A 14058-nucleotide genomic window follows, 5' to 3' on the forward strand; every position below is an offset into this window, starting at 1 on the left:
GCTGCGTACGACGCTACTCGTCCCATCCAAGCCTCTCGCTGGGCCCAGTGTACGGGCCCGTACGGGCGACGGCCGACCGGTTATCCGCGGCGCGAGGGTGTGACCCGGGTGGCGGGACGGGGTACAAGGACTTCCCGGCGGGGCCCGAGGGCCGGATTACCGGACGGGGAGCTGGGAACAACGGAGGCAGGCGCGCCACGACCGGATACGGGGAGGGGCGAGAAGGCGGCGTGCCCCGTTGCCGCGGGGCTGGAGTCGATTTATCGTCCCAGCACGACTCGCGAGCAAGATCACAATATGTGAAGGGGCCGCGGCCATGGTGGCGAAGAAGACGGCGGAAGAGACCGCGGCCGAGCACGACGGCAGCCACGAGTCGCCGGCCGAGCAGGCGCCCGCGCCCGCGAGGAGGACGGCGAAGAAGGCCGCCGCCAAGAAGGCGTCCGCCAAGAAGACGACGGCGAGGAAGACCGCCGCCAAGAAGAGCACCGCCAAGAAGAGCGCGGCCAAGAAGGCCTCGGAGAAGGCCACGGAGGCGGCCCGGGCCGCCGAGCAGACGGGAGCCCACACGGTGGTAGCCAAGAAGAGCGCGAGTCGTCCCGCAGCAGGCGCACAGGCCACGGCCCCCGTGCCGCCGGCCCGCGCCGCCGCCCCCGACGAGCTGGCCGTCCGGCCCGGGGAGGACCCCTGGACGCCGGAGGAGGTCACCGAGGCGCGCACCCTGCTGACGAGCGAGACGCTGCGGCTCCGCAGCGAGCTGGAGGCCTCCGGTGCGGCGCTCGCCGGGCTGATGCGGGACTCCGGCGACGGTGCGGGCGACGACGAGGCCGACACCGGCACCAAGAACATCACCCGCGAGCACGAGCTGTCGCTGGCCGCCCACGCCCAGGAGACGCTGGAGCAGACCGAGCGGGCGCTCGCCCGGCTGGAGGCGGGGACGTACGGGCTCTGCGAGGTCTGCGGCAAACCGATCGGCAAGGCGCGGATGCAGGCCTTCCCCCGGGCCACCCTGTGCGTCGAGGACAAGCAGAAGCAGGAGCGGCGCGGCTGATCCGCACTGGTGTGTCGTACCCTCATCCTCAGGCAGGCACCTAGGTTGAGGGACTCACGTGGCAGAGGCGGAGCGCATCATCGGTACGCCGGACGATCCCGAGGCCGAGGGCACGGACGAAGCCGGCAGCACGGCCGCCGACGCGGCCGTGAACGCGGGCAGGGGCAAGCGGAAGGTCCTCGTTCTCCTGAGCGTGGCCGTCGTGGCCTATCTGCTGGATCTGGTCACCAAGATGATCGTGGTCGCGAAGCTGGAGCACCAGCCGCCGATCGACATCATCGGCGACTGGCTCCAGTTCCGGGCGCTCCGGAACGCTGGCGCCGCGTTCGGGATCGGCGAGGCGTTCACGGTGATCTTCACCATCATCGCCTCCGGAGTGATCGTGGTGATCATCCGGCTGGCCCGCAAGCTCTACAGCCTGCCGTGGGCCATCGCCCTGGGCCTCCTCCTGGGCGGTGCGCTCGGCAACCTCACCGACCGGATCTTCCGGGCGCCCGGCGCGTTCGAGGGCGCGGTGGTGGACTTCATCGCCCCCAAGCACTTCGCCGTCTTCAACCTCGCCGACTCCGCCATCGTCTGCGGCGGCATCCTCATCGTGATCCTCTCCTTCAAGGGCCTGGACCCCGACGGGACCGTGCACAAGGACTGACCGTCCGGCGCGGGGACCCGCGGGCGCAAGGCATACTCGACAGGTGAGTACGCACCCCGAGATCCGCACCCTGCCCGTACCGGACGGCCTGGAAGGCGAGCGCGTCGACGCCGCCATCTCCCGGATGTTCGGTTTCTCCCGCACCAAGGCCGCCGAGCTGGCCGCAGCCGGGAAGGTCCAGGTGGACGGTTCGGTGGCCGGGAAGTCCGAACGGGTCCACGGGGGCGCCTGGCTGGAAGTGGAGATGCCGGGTGCGCCCGCCCCCGTCCAGATCGTCGCCGAGCCCGTCGAGGGCATGGAGATCGTCCACGACGACGACGACATCGTCGTCATCATGAAGCCGGTCGGCGTCGCCGCCCACCCCAGCCCCGGCTGGACCGGCACCACCGTCATCGGCGGCCTCGCCGCCGCCGGCTACCGGATCTCGACGTCCGGCGCCGCCGAGCGCCAGGGCATCGTCCACCGCCTCGACGTCGGCACCTCCGGGCTGATGGTCGTCGCCAAGTCCGAGCGCGCCTACACCCTGCTCAAGGCCCAGTTCCGCGACCGGGTCGTCGACAAGAAGTACCACGCGCTCGTCCAGGGGCACCCGGACCCGATGAGCGGCACCATCGACGCCCCCATCGGGCGCCACCCCAACCACGACTACAAGTGGGCGGTCACCGCCGAGGGCAAGCCGTCGGTGACCCACTACGACCTGATCGAGGCCTACCGCGCCGCCAGCCTCCTCGACATCAAGCTGGAGACCGGCCGCACCCACCAGATCCGGGTCCACATGTCCGCCCACCGCCACCCCTGCGTCGGCGACCTCACCTATGGCGCGGACCCGACCCTGGCCAAGCGCCTCGGGCTGACCCGCCAGTGGCTGCACGCCGTGCGCCTGGGTTTCGAGCACCCGAGCGACGGCAGCTGGGTGGAGTTCTCCAGCACCTACCCGGCCGACCTCCAGCACGCCCTCGACACCATCTCCGCGGAGAGTCAGTGACCGCCGTTCCCTCCCCGTACAGCACCCGCAGGGCCGTCGAGGAGAGCGACCTCCAAGCCTGCTTCCAGGTCCGCAAGGAGGTCTTCGTCGGCGAGCAGCACGTGCCCGAGGAGCTGGAGTACGACGCCTACGACGCGACCGCGGTGCATGTCCTGGCCGTCGCGGCGGACGGCACCGCGCTCGGCACGGGCCGGCTGCTGCACGGCGCCGACGCGGCCGGGAAGACCGGCGGCGACCCGGCGGCCGGCTCGCTGGGCCGGCTCGCCGTCAGCAGGGAGGCCCGTGGCCTCGGGGTCGGCGCCGCCCTCGTACGGGCCATCGAGGACGAGGCGCGGGCGCTGGGCCTGGCCGCCGTCGACCTGCACGCCCAGACGCACGCCCTCGGCTTCTACGAGCGGCTCGGATATGTCGCGTACGGCCCCGAGTTCCCCGACGCGGGCATGCCCCACCGGGCCATGCGGCGGGAGATCCGCCCGGCCTGAGTCCCGGTAGCGGAGGGTATCGGCCGAATCGCGTACCCCGCGTGGCAGGGTGGGAACCCTGTTCGGCAGCTCGTGGTGTGCCGGACCCGCACGCTCCGGAAGGCACCTCGTGGAACAGATGTCCCTGCTGCTCCTGCTGCTGCTCGGAGCCGTGGTCACGGTGCCGCTCGGCGACCGGCTGGGGCTGCCCGCGCCGGTGCTGATGACCCTCATCGGCGTCGCCATGGCCTTCATGCCGTTCGTGCCGAACGTCGACATCCCGCCGGAGATCATTCTCCCCGCGCTGCTTCCGCCGCTGCTCTACGCCTCCGTGCAGCGCACCTCCTGGCGGCAGTTCGCCGCCAACAGACGCCCGATCTTCCTGCTGGCCGTGGCCCTCGTCTTCGTCACCGCCGCCGCCGTCGCCGCGGTCGCCAACTCGATCGTGCCGGGGCTGCCCATCGCCGCCGCCGTCGCCCTCGGCGCTCTCGTCGCCCCGCCCGACCCGGTCGCGGCGACGGCCGTGGCGGGCTCCGTGGGACTGCCGCGCCGACTGGTCTCGATCCTGGAGGGCGAGGGGCTCTTCAACGACGTGACCGCCATCGTGCTCTACCACGTGGCCATCGCCGCCGCCGTCAGCGGCACCTTCTCGCTCCCCGAGGCCTTCGGGCTGCTGCTCCTCTCCGCCGTCGTCGCGGTCGCCGTCGGCCTCGCCCTCGGCTGGCTCACCATCAAGCTGATGAACCTGCTGGGCGACGCCACCCTCCAGGTCGGGCTGACCCTGCTGGTGCCGTTCGTCGCCTACGTCCTCGCGGAGGAGCTGATGGGCTCCGGTGTGCTGGCCGTACTGACCGTCGCGCTGTTCCTCGCCGAGCACACCGCCGACGCCGACGACGTGCTGGGCCGGCTCACCGGACGCACGTTCTGGGACATCGTCGACACCCTGGTGACCGGCGTGGCCTTCGGGCTGATCGGCCTGGAGCTGCACAGCGTGTTCGGCACCGCCGACGGGCACGCCCTGGAGATGGCCGGCTGGGGGCTCGCGGTCGTCGGGGTCGTCGTCGGCGTACGGCTGCTGTACCTGCTGCCCGCGACCTGGCTGGCCAAGCGGCTCCACACCCGCCGTGACGTCAGCGAGGAGATCCCCACCAGCTGGCGGGAGACCGTCGTGATGTGGTGGGCGGGGATGCGCGGGGTGGCCTCGGTCGCCCTGGCGCTGGCGATCCCGCTGGAGACCGACGACGGGCGGCCCTTCCCCGGCCGTGACGAGATCATCTTCATCGCGTTCGCCGTGATCATGGCCACCCTGGTCTTCCAGGGACTCACCCTGCCCTGGCTGGTGCGCAAGCTGAGGGTCCGGGCCGACACCGACGCCGAGGAGGCACTGGAGCGGGACCTCGCCGTCCGGGCCGCCAAGGCCGCCAAGTACCGCCTCAAGGAGATCCAGGAGGTCGAGGAGTTCCCCGAGGAGGTCATGGAGCGGCTCCAGCGCGCCGCGTACGACATCGGAGCCCGGATCAGCCCGGACATGGTCGACGAGGAACGGCGTGAGGCCTACGCACAGCGCGCGGAACGCTTCAGGGCGATCAGCCGTGTCCAGCGCGAGATGATGTCGGCCGCCCGCCACGAGGTGCTCTCCGCGCGCAGCGAGCCCGGCTCCGACCCGGAGGTCGTGGACCGGGTGCTGCGGTATCTGGACTTCCGCTCGCTGCGCTGAGGAGCCGTAGCGGGGCAGCCTCAGCCGCGGCCCGTGCGCGGGGCCCTGGAGTCGTCCCCGTCAGTGGGCTCCGCCTTCTCGCGGCCCGCCCGGGGCCCGGCACCCGTCAGCTCCGCCCACTGTTCGCCCGGCGGCAGTACGGCGGGCGAGGTGGCGACCCGCGGCAGGGCGTACGGGTGGTGGTCGCGCAGCCAGCCGATCAGCTGCTCGCGCACCGCGCAGCGCGCCGTCCAGATGTCGTCCGCGTCCTTCGCCGTGACCACCGCGCGCACCTCGATCGTGGTCGGCGTGGTGTCGGTGACCGCCAGCGACCAGTCCCGGCCGTCCCAGGCGGCGATGTCCCCGAGGAGGTCCCGCAGCTTCGTCCGCATCGCCGCGATCGGAGCGGAGTGGTCGAGGTGGAAGTAGACCGTGCCGGTCATCTGCACCCCGCCGCGCGACCAGTTCTCGAACGGCTGGCTGGTGAAGTACGAGACCGGCATCGTGATCCGCCGCTCGTCCCAGGTCCGTACGGCCAGGAACGTCAGGGTGATCTCGTCGATCGTGCCCCATTCGCCGTCCACCACCACGGTGTCGCCGAGCCGCACCATGTCGCCGAACGCGATCTGGAATCCGGCGAAGAGGTTCCCGAGCGTCGACTGGGCGGCGACACCCGCGACGATGCCGAGCAGACCGGCCGAGGCGAGCATCGACGTGCCGACCGCCCGCATCGGCGGGAACGTCAGCAGCATCGCCGCGACGGCGACCACCGCCACCACCGCGATGACCACCCGCTGGATCAGCGTGACCTGCGTACGGACCCGGCGGACCCGGGCCGGGTCGCGACCGGCCGTCGCGTACCGGGCATAGCTGGCCTCCACGACCGTCGCCGCGATCCGCACCACCAGCCAGGCGGACGCGCCGATCAGCACCAGGGTCAGCACCTGGCCGATCCCGGCGCGGTGGTCACGAATCCAGTCGACGCCCATCTGGCGGTAGCTGCTGCGCAGCAGCGCCGTGATGAGCACCACCTGCAAGGGAGGGCGGCAGCGCCGCAGCAGCCCCCACAGCGGGGTCTCGTGGTGACGGCTGTCGGCCCGCCGCAGCAGCCGGTCGACCAGCCAGCCGACCAGCAGGGTGATCACCACGGAACCGCCGATGACGATCAGCGGGCGCAGCACGCTCTCCATTCCCTCGTCCTCCAAGCTGTAGGGCGGGCCCCAGGGCACAAATGGCACCATGGGCCTCATGAACATCATGCTTTTCCACTCGACGTACGGGCTCAGGCCCGCCGTGCACGCCGCGGCCGCGCGCCTCAGGGACGCCGGCCACGAGGTGCGCGTGCCCGATCTGTTCGAGGGGCACACCTTTGACACGGTGGAAGAGGGCATGGCCTACAAGGACGAGATCGGCAAGGAGGAGCTGCTGAAGCGCGCCGTGCTGGCCGCCGCACCCTACTCCGACCAGGGGCTCGTCTACGCCGGCTTCTCCCTCGGGGCGGCGACCGCGCAGACCCTGGCGCTCGGCGACGCGAAGGCCCGCGGGCTGCTGCTGTTCCACGGCACCTCGGACCTCGCCGAGAACGCCTCCGTGGACGAGCTCCCCGTGCAGCTGCACGTCGCGGACCCGGACCCGTTCGAGTCCCACGACTGGCTGAACAGCTGGTACCTCCAGATGCAGCGCACCGGCGCGGACGTCGAGGTCTACCGCTACCCCGGGGCCGGGCACCTGTTCACCGACCCCGACCTGCACGACTACGACCAGGCGGCCGCCGAGCAGACCTGGAAGGTCGCGCTCGGCTTCCTCGCCACCCTGTAGACCCGGCGGAAAGCCCGACACCCGGCGCGTCAGGGCGGTCGGCCTGCCCGGTGCGCCGGGTGTCGCGGAAGACGAAGGCCGTTACGCCTTGAGTGCCTTGTCGATGGCCTTCGTGAACTCGTCGGCCGTCATCGGGGCGTTCTCGCTGCCCTCCGCCGTGATCTTCTTGTCGTCCATCTTCAGCGTCGGCGTGCCCTGCACCCCGCTCTTGTCGAACGTCTTGGACATCTTCATGGCCCAGGCGTCGTACGTGCCGTCCTCGACGTCCTTCCGGAAGTCCTTGTTCCCCTTCAACGCTTCGACCGAGTCCGCGACCTCGATGAGGTAGCTGTCCTTGGCGAACTTGTCGTCGCTCTCCTCGGGGTGGAACTTCGCTGAGTACAGCGCGGCCTTGTACTCCATGAACGCCTCGGGGCTCACGTCCAGTGCCGCACCGAGCGCGCTCAGGGCGTTCTTGGAGCCCTCACCGTTGTCCGTGTTGTCGATGAAGGTCGCGCCGACGAACTTGACCTTGTACTTGCCGGCCTCGACGTCCTTCGAGACGGTCTCGCCGACGCCCTGCTCGAACGTGGCGCAGACCGGGCAGCGCGCGTCCTCGTACAGCTCCAGGGTCTTCTGCGCGCCCGGCTCGCCGACGACCACGGTGGTGCCGTCGTCGCCCGAGGTGTTCTTCGGCGCGGTGACGTTCTTCGCGTCGGCGGCGCTCTCCCAGGCGTCCGGCTTGTTCAGCTGCATCACGCCGTAGCTGATGCCGCCGACCACGGCGAGGGCGGCGACGACCGAGACCGCCACGACGAGCTGCTTGCGGGTCCTGTCCTTCTTGGCCTGGGCCTCGCGCTCGGCGCGCAGCCGCTCGCGGGCCGCTGCCTTGTTCGCCTGGGTGTTGCGCTTGCTCATGATCGTTCTCCGTGAGTACGTGTGTGGGGGTGGGCGGGTGCTGCCGTCGTCGCGTGGCCGTGCCCTCAGGCGGCGGCGTACGTCGCGAGCGGCGGGCCCCTGCGCCCCACACAGTGCACGAGGAGGCGGGCGGTGAGCGGCGGGTGCGGACGCCCGGCGGGCCGGGAGAGGCGGGCCGCGGCCCGGACGCCCGCGCGCACCACCGCGACCGCGACCAGCAGCGGCCGGAACGCCAGCAGGGCCGCCGCGCGCAGCAGCCCGGCCAGGGCCGCCTCACCGCGCCGCAGCCAGGCCGCGGCGAGCAGCCCGACCGCCACATGGGCGACGAGCAGCAACCAGGGCACGGCCGGTCCCGGCTGTGCCAGCAGCGCCGCCGCACGGTCGCCCGCACCGGCCACATCGGCCAGCGGGGCGCCCACCGCGCCGACGCCCGCGATCCGGGCCCCGCCCGCGCCGACCTCGCCGCCGCCGCACAGGACGTCGAAGCCCACCGCGCGCAGCGTGCCCGCGACCGGGCCGCCCGCCGCCCCGTAACAGAGGTGCTGGCCCGTGGTGAAGAGGGTGTCGGCGGCCAGCTCCAGCGGGACGAGCAGGCCCGCGATCGCCCCGAAGCCGCGCTCCCGGCCGGCCAGCGCGTACGCCACCGCGAAGACGCCACCGGCGAGCAGCGCGACCGCGGTCAGCGGCAGCGGGACCCCGGAGAGCAGCACATGGGACGCCGTGGACAGGGTGACGACGAGCGCGGTGAAGACCGCCGCGCGCGCGACCCTGAGCTGCGTCCCTGAGATGTCCATCGCCGGAAAGTGTGTCATGCGCCGAGGTAAGCGGACCTTAAAAGAGGCTGAGAGCCCCGGGGTGGCTGCCCGGGGCTCCGGCGCCCTACAGGCCCGGGATCCGGCCGTTGCGGAAGAGGTCCACGAAGATCTGGTGGTCCGCGCGGGCTCTCGCCCCGTAGGTGTGGGCGAAGTCGACCAGCATCGGTGCGAAGCTCTCCTCGTCGGCCGCGATGGCCGCGTCGATCGCCCGCTCGGTGGAGAACGGCACCAGCGAGTGCCCGCTCTCGTCGTCGGCGGCCGCGTGCATCGTGGCCGTCGCTCGGCCCAGATCCGCGACGACCGCCGCGATCTCGTCCGCCTCGTCGATGTCGGACCAGTCCAGGTCGACCGCGTACGGCGAGACCTCGGCGACCAGCTGACCCGAGCCGTCCAGCTCGGTCCAGCCCAGCCACGGGTCCGCGTGGGCCTGGAGCGCGCGCTGCGAGATCACCGTGCGGTGCCCCTCGTGCTGGAAGTACTCCCGCACGGCGGCGTCCGTGATGTGCCGGGAGACCGCGGGGGTCTGCGCCTGCTTGAGGTAGATCACCACATCGTTCTCCAGGGCGTCGCTGTTGCCCTCCAGGAGGATGTTGTACGAGGGCAGGCCGGCGGACCCTATGCCGATGCCCCGGCGGCCCACCACGTCCTTGACCCGGTAGGAGTCGGGGCGCGTCAGGCTCGACTCGGGGAGCGTCTCCAGATAGCCGTCGAACGCGGCCAGCACCTTGTAGCGCGTCGCGGCGTCCAGGTCGATCGACCCGCCGCCGTCCGCGAACCGGCGCTCGAAGTCCCGGATCACCGTCATCGAGTCCAGCAGCGAGAAGCGCGTGCGCGACCGGGCGGCGCGGAGCGCGCCCAGCAGCGGACCGTCCGCGGTGTCCAGCGTGAACGGCGGCACCTCGTCGTTCTTCGCGCCCGTCGCCAGCGCGTGGATCCGCTCGCGGTAGGAGATGGCGAAGATCGTCACCAGCTCGCTGATCTGCTCGTCGGCCAGCGCCTTCGCGTAACCGATCAGCGCCACGGAGGCGGCGAAGCGCTTCAGGTCCCAGGTGAAGGGGCCCACGTACGCCTCGTCGAAGTCGTTGACGTTGAAGACGAGGCGGCCGTTGGCGTCCATGTAGGTGCCGAAGTTCTCCGCGTGGAGATCGCCGTGGATCCACACCCGGCCGGTGCGCTCGTCCAGGAACGGGCCGCCGTGCCGCTCCCGCTCCAGGTCGCCGTAGAACAGGCAGGCCGTGCCCCGGTAGAAGGCGAAGGCCGAGCCCGCCATCTTGCGGAACTTGACCCGGAACGCGGCCGGATCGGCGGCCAGCAGCTCCCCGAAGGCGGTGTCGAAAACGGCGAGAATCTGCTCCCCGCGCTGCGCTGCGCCGGTCTGCGTTTCCGACATTTCTTGCTGCCTCCTGCTGTAGCTGGCGGGTCTGGCCGGACCGTGGGTCCGCCCGATCGGGTCCTGACTGAGTGCATGACAAAACGGACAGGTGTCCCGCCCTGTCCAACGCTCGGCGGAAGCCGGGAGTGCCCGTCGTTCGACTCCGTCACGTCGTAGACTTCCACGCTGTCCCCCCGTCCGTCATCGCCCGACTTCCCGGAGGCCCGACGCCGTGACCAAGCCGCCCTTCACGCACCTGCACGTTCACACCCAGTACTCGCTGCTGGACGGTGCGGCGCGGCTCAAGGACATGTTCGAGGCCTGCAACGAGATGGGCATGTCGCACATCGCGATGACCGACCACGGCAACCTCCACGGTGCCTACGACTTCTTCCACTCGGCGACGAAGGCGGGCGTCACGCCGATCATCGGCATCGAGGCGTATGTCGCCCCGGAGTCGCGCAAACACAAGCGCAAGGTGCAGTGGGGACAGCCGCACCAGAAGCGCGACGATGTGTCCGGATCCGGTGGTTACACCCACAAGACGATCTGGGCCTCCAACAAGACCGGACTGCACAACCTCTTCCGGCTCTCCTCCGACGCGTACGCCGAGGGCTGGCTCCAGAAGTGGCCCCGAATGGACAAGGAGACCATCTCCCAGTGGTCCGAGGGCCTCATCGCGTCCACCGGCTGCCCCTCGGGCGAGGTGCAGACCCGGCTGCGGCTCGGCCAGTTCGACGAGGCGGTCCAGGCGGCCTCGGACTACAAGGACATCTTCGGGGCGGACAAGTACTTCCTGGAGCTGATGGACCACGGCATCGAGATCGAGCGCCGGGTCCGCGACGGGCTGCTGGAGATCGGCAAGAAGCTCGACATCCCGCCGCTCGTGACGAACGACTCCCACTACACGTACGCCCACGAGGCCACCGCCCACGACGCCCTGCTCTGCATCCAGACCGGCAAGAACCTCTCGGACCCCGACCGCTTCCGCTTCGACGGCACGGGCTACTACCTCAAGACGACGGACGAGATGTACGCCGTCGACTCCTCCGACGCCTGGCAGCAGGGGTGCGCCAACACGCTCCTGGTCGCCCAGCAGATCGACACCACCGGCATGTTCGAGGCGAAGAACCTCATGCCGAAGTTCGAGATCCCGGACGGCTTCACGGAGATCACCTGGTTCCAGGAGGAGGTCCGGGTCGGCATGGGCCGCCGTTTCCCGAACGGCGTCCCCGACGACCGGCAGAAGCAGGTCGAGTACGAGATGGACATCATCATCCAGATGGGGTTCCCGGGGTACTTCCTGGTCGTCGCCGACTTCATCATGTGGGCCAAGAACAACGGCATCGCGGTGGGCCCCGGCCGTGGTTCCGCCGCCGGATCGATCGTCTCGTACGCGATGGGCATCACCGACCTCGACCCGATCGAGCACGGGCTGATCTTCGAGCGGTTCCTCAACCCCGAGCGCGTCTCCATGCCCGACGTCGACATCGACTTCGACGAGCGCCGGCGCGTCGAGGTGATCCGGTACGTCACCGAGAAGTACGGCGCCGACAAGGTCGCCATGATCGGCACCTACGGCAAGATCAAGGCCAAGAACGCCATCAAGGACTCCGCCCGCGTCCTCGGCTACCCGTACGCGATGGGCGACCGGCTCACCAAGGCCATGCCCGCCGACGTCCTCGGCAAGGGCATCGACCTCAACGGCATCACCGACCCCAAGCACCCGCGTTACAGCGAGGCGGGCGAGATCCGGGGGATGTACGAGAGCGAACCGGACGTCAAGAAGGTCATCGACACCGCCAAGGGCGTCGAGGGCCTGGTCCGGCAGATGGGCGTGCACGCCGCCGGCGTGATCATGTCCAGCGAGCCGATCGTCGACCACGCGCCGCTCTGGACGCGGCACACCGACGGCGTCACCATCACGCAGTGGGACTACCCGCAGTGCGAGTCGCTCGGCCTGCTGAAGATGGACTTCCTGGGCCTGCGCAACCTGACGATCATGGACGACGCCATCAAGATGGTGAAGTCCAACAAGGGCGTCGACCTGGAGATGCTCTCCCTCCCGCTGGACGACCCCAAGACGTACGAACTGCTCTGCCGCGGTGACACGCTCGGCGTCTTCCAGTTCGACGGCGGGCCGATGCGCTCCCTGCTGCGCCAGATGCAGCCCGACAACTTCGAGGACATCTCCGCCGTCTCGGCCCTCTACCGGCCGGGCCCGATGGGCATGAACTCGCACACGAACTACGCGGAGCGCAAGAACGGCCGCCAGGAGATCACCCCGATCCACCCGGAGCTGGAGGAGCCCCTCAAGGAGGTCCTCGGCCTCACCTACGGCCTGATCGTCTACCAGGAGCAGGTCCAGAAGGCCGCCCAGATCGTCGCCGGGTACTCGCTGGGCGAGGCCGACATCCTGCGCCGTGTGATGGGCAAGAAGAAGCCCGAGGAACTGGCGAAGAACTTCGTCCTCTTCGAGGCGGGCGCCAAGAAGAACGGCTTCTCCGACGCCGCGATCAAGGCGCTGTGGGACGTGCTGGTCCCGTTCGCCGGTTACGCCTTCAACAAGGCGCACTCCTCCGCGTACGGGCTGGTCACCTACTGGACCGGATACCTCAAGGCGAACTACCCCGCCGAGTACATGGCCGCCCTGCTGACCTCGGTCAAGGACGACAAGGACAAGTCCGCGGTCTACCTCAACGAGTGCCGCCGCATGGGCATCAAGGTGCTCCCGCCCAACGTCAACGAGTCGCTGTCCAACTTCGCCGCCCAGGGCGACGACGTGATCCTCTTCGGCCTGACCGCCATCCGCAACGTCGGCCAGAACGTCGTCGACTCGATCATCCGGTCCCGCAAGGCGAAGGGGAAGTACAGCACCTTCCCCGACTTCCTCGACAAGGTCGAGGCGGTCGTCTGCAACAAGCGCACCGTGGAATCGCTCATCAAGGCCGGCGCGTTCGACGAGATGGGCCACACCCGCAAGGGCCTCGTCGCCCACCACGAGCCGATGATCGACAACGTGGTGCAGGTCAAGCGCAAGGAGGCCGAGGGACAGTTCGACCTCTTCGGGGGCGGCGAGGAGGAGAGCGGCGAGCCGGGATTCGGGCTCGACGTGGAGTTCTCCGACATCGAGTGGGAGAAGGCCTACCTGCTCGCCCAGGAACGGGAGATGCTCGGCCTGTACGTCTCCGACCACCCGCTGTTCGGCCTGGAGCACGTGCTGTCCGACAAGGCCGACTCCTCGATCTCCCAGCTCATGAGCGGGGACTACGGAGACGGCGCCATCGTCACCGTCGGCGGCATCATCTCCGGCCTCCAGCGCAAGATGACCAAACAGGGCAACGCCTGGGCCATCGCCACCGTGGAGGACCTGGCGGGCTCCATCGAGTGCATGTTCTTCCCCGCCACCTACCAGCTGGTCTCCACTCAGCTCGTCGAGGACACCGTCGTCTTCGTCAAGGGACGGCTCGACAAGCGCGAGGACGTGCCCCGGCTGGTCGCCATGGAGATGCAGGTCCCCGACATCTCCAACGCCGGGACCAACGCGCCCGTCGTCCTCACCATCCCCACCGTGAAGATCACCCCGCCCATGGTCACCCGGCTCGGCGAGGTGCTCAGCCACCACCGGGGCGACACCGAGGTGCGCATCAAGCTCCAGGGCCCCCGCAAGACCACGGTGCTCCGGCTCGACCGGCACCGGGTCAAGGCCGACTCGGCCCTCTTCGGCGACCTGAAGGTGCTGCTCGGCCCGGCCTGCCTGGCCGGCTGAGCAGACGCGCCACCGGACGCGAACGGCAGGAGGGGCGTCCCGCATGTGCGGGACGCCCCTCTCGCTGTCCTCGATGCCAGTCTCTACCGCGAGCGGCCGACGGGTCAGTTGTGGCCGAAGCGTCGCTGATGCTTGCGCGCCACGTCGGACGGGCTGCCCTGGGCCTGCGCCTGCGGCTGGTTCTGCGACTCGTACGCCGTCGACTTGGCCTCCTCCGCGCTGCGCTCCGACGCGGACGCGCGGTCGTGCTGGCTGCCCTGCTTGCGGTTCTTGTTCTTGGCCATGGTGAATGCCTCCTGTGGGGAATCCTGGGGGGCCAGGACCGCTGCCAGATTCACATAGCGCCGCAAACGCCGCATGTTGGATCATTACCGTGCGTAGCGGTTTCCGCAGTGGGGCCCGGTCCCGCCGCCCTCGCCCGGCCTCTCCGCGTCTCCGCAGCGCCTCGCGCGACGTGTCCCTCTTCGCTTCTCACCCTTCCTTCCCTCTTCCTTTCCGGATCCGCCACGCCGATGATCCAGTTCCGGCCGTTAACCCCCGCGCGGTCG

At 70.1% G+C, this 14058-nt stretch carries 12 protein-coding genes; 7 read left to right on the forward strand and 5 right to left on the reverse strand.

The window, feature by feature from the left end:
• Positions 1-316: 316 nt before the first annotated feature.
• The 5 genes from AB0F29_RS04465 (at position 317) to AB0F29_RS04485 (ending at position 4860) form a co-directional block, all read left to right on the forward strand.
• Complete coding sequence (locus AB0F29_RS04465; RefSeq protein WP_018957490.1) at positions 317-1048, forward strand: TraR/DksA C4-type zinc finger protein; 732 nt, start codon at positions 317-319, stop codon at positions 1046-1048.
• Between the two features lie 58 nt (positions 1049-1106).
• On the forward strand, positions 1107-1697 hold the full coding sequence (lspA, locus tag AB0F29_RS04470) for a signal peptidase II (protein WP_361867371.1): 591 nt from the start codon (positions 1107-1109) through the stop codon (positions 1695-1697).
• A 43-nt stretch (positions 1698-1740) separates the two neighbouring features.
• Positions 1741-2682, forward strand: a complete 942-nt coding sequence (locus AB0F29_RS04475) for an RluA family pseudouridine synthase (protein ID WP_003969718.1) — start codon at positions 1741-1743, stop codon at positions 2680-2682.
• Positions 2679-3164, forward strand: a complete 486-nt coding sequence (locus AB0F29_RS04480) for a GNAT family N-acetyltransferase (protein ID WP_361867372.1) — start codon at positions 2679-2681, stop codon at positions 3162-3164. Before AB0F29_RS04475 ends, AB0F29_RS04480 begins: the two co-directional genes overlap by 4 nt.
• A gap of 109 nt (positions 3165-3273) precedes the next feature.
• The gene (locus AB0F29_RS04485; protein WP_361867373.1) at positions 3274-4860 is read left to right on the forward strand and encodes a Na+/H+ antiporter; all 1587 of its coding nucleotides are present in this window, start codon (positions 3274-3276) and stop codon (positions 4858-4860) included.
• A gap of 20 nt (positions 4861-4880) precedes the next feature.
• On the opposite strand, the gene AB0F29_RS04490 is transcribed toward AB0F29_RS04485, so the two are convergent.
• Entirely contained in the window at positions 4881-6029 is a 1149-nt protein-coding gene (locus AB0F29_RS04490; protein WP_361867374.1) for a mechanosensitive ion channel domain-containing protein, read from the reverse strand.
• 49 nt (positions 6030-6078) lie between these two features.
• On the opposite strand from AB0F29_RS04490, the gene AB0F29_RS04495 reads away from it, so the two are divergent.
• Positions 6079-6657 carry a dienelactone hydrolase family protein gene (locus AB0F29_RS04495; RefSeq protein WP_361867375.1) on the forward strand — a complete coding sequence of 193 codons (579 nt, stop codon included), beginning with the start codon at positions 6079-6081 and terminating at the stop codon, positions 6655-6657.
• A gap of 81 nt (positions 6658-6738) precedes the next feature.
• Here AB0F29_RS04495 and AB0F29_RS04500 read toward each other — a convergent pair whose 3' ends face one another.
• From AB0F29_RS04500 to AB0F29_RS04510, 3 genes are all read right to left on the reverse strand, one after another.
• Positions 6739-7554 carry a DsbA family protein gene (locus AB0F29_RS04500; protein WP_361867376.1) on the reverse strand — a complete coding sequence of 272 codons (816 nt, stop codon included), beginning with the start codon at positions 7552-7554 and terminating at the stop codon, positions 6739-6741.
• 65 nt (positions 7555-7619) lie between these two features.
• Positions 7620-8348: a hypothetical protein gene (locus AB0F29_RS04505; protein WP_361867378.1), complete on the reverse strand. Its 729-nt coding sequence runs from the start codon at positions 8346-8348 to the stop codon at positions 7620-7622.
• Between the two features lie 85 nt (positions 8349-8433).
• Positions 8434-9759: a DUF2252 domain-containing protein gene (locus AB0F29_RS04510; protein WP_361867379.1), complete on the reverse strand. Its 1326-nt coding sequence runs from the start codon at positions 9757-9759 to the stop codon at positions 8434-8436.
• A 214-nt stretch (positions 9760-9973) separates the two neighbouring features.
• Here AB0F29_RS04510 and dnaE point away from each other — a divergent pair, with 214 nt between their 5' ends.
• Complete coding sequence (gene dnaE, locus AB0F29_RS04515) at positions 9974-13510, forward strand: DNA polymerase III subunit alpha (RefSeq protein WP_361867381.1); 3537 nt, start codon at positions 9974-9976, stop codon at positions 13508-13510.
• A gap of 104 nt (positions 13511-13614) precedes the next feature.
• Here dnaE and AB0F29_RS04520 read toward each other — a convergent pair whose 3' ends face one another.
• The gene (locus AB0F29_RS04520; RefSeq protein WP_007456121.1) at positions 13615-13794 is read right to left on the reverse strand and encodes a hypothetical protein; all 180 of its coding nucleotides are present in this window, start codon (positions 13792-13794) and stop codon (positions 13615-13617) included.
• Positions 13795-14058 lie beyond the last annotated feature (264 nt).

It is taken from the genome of Streptomyces sp. NPDC026589 (assembly GCF_040638385.1).
GTDB lineage: Bacteria > Actinomycetota > Actinomycetes > Streptomycetales > Streptomycetaceae > Streptomyces.

Bases quoted from the DNA above. Each gene is read 5' to 3' on its own strand.
- AB0F29_RS04500 (WP_361867376.1), bottom strand. From the start codon at position 7,554: ATGAGCAAGCGCAACACCCAGGCGAACAAGGCAGCGGCCCGCGAGCGG.
- AB0F29_RS04520 (WP_007456121.1), bottom strand. From the start codon at position 13,794: ATGGCCAAGAACAAGAACCGCAAGCAGGGCAGCCAGCACGACCGCGCG.
- AB0F29_RS04510 (WP_361867379.1), bottom strand. From the start codon at position 9,759: ATGTCGGAAACGCAGACCGGCGCAGCGCAGCGCGGGGAGCAGATTCTC.
- AB0F29_RS04505 (WP_361867378.1), bottom strand. From the start codon at position 8,348: ATGGACATCTCAGGGACGCAGCTCAGGGTCGCGCGCGCGGCGGTCTTC.
- AB0F29_RS04465 (WP_018957490.1), top strand. From the start codon at position 317: ATGGTGGCGAAGAAGACGGCGGAAGAGACCGCGGCCGAGCACGACGGC.
- AB0F29_RS04495 (WP_361867375.1), top strand. From the start codon at position 6,079: ATGGGCCTCATGAACATCATGCTTTTCCACTCGACGTACGGGCTCAGG.
- AB0F29_RS04490 (WP_361867374.1), bottom strand. From the start codon at position 6,029: ATGGAGAGCGTGCTGCGCCCGCTGATCGTCATCGGCGGTTCCGTGGTG.